The organism is Phormidium sp. CCY1219, from assembly GCF_055795085.1.
The window spans coordinates 1-228 of sequence record NZ_JAYFEQ010000145.1 but is presented as its reverse complement, the minus strand read 5'-3'; the positions used below and the strand labels follow the sequence as shown (position 1 = coordinate 228).

Genomic DNA, 228 nt, shown 5'->3' with positions numbered 1-228 from the left:
AGAAGTAACTATAGCCTTAACAATGTCTCCAGTCTGAAAACCTTTGACCAACTTATTTCGAGGACCATATCGAGACGCGAATCCATATTTGTCGGTACGGCACATCTGACGAGTTCCTTGTCCTGTGGCTGTAATAATTAAGGGTTGCTTTACCAATATGTTCAGTCGCTCTGGTGTTGATTTCCCAACACAAGCAGCATCTAGCCAGTGTGTTTTAGTTAATTCTTG

1 pseudogene is annotated in these 228 nt (G+C 42.1%); it reads right to left on the bottom strand.

What is annotated here, in order from left to right:
- Nucleotides 1–228 (bottom strand): annotated as a pseudogene (locus AC0QH1_RS00755) (RNA-guided endonuclease IscB); the annotation flags it as partial.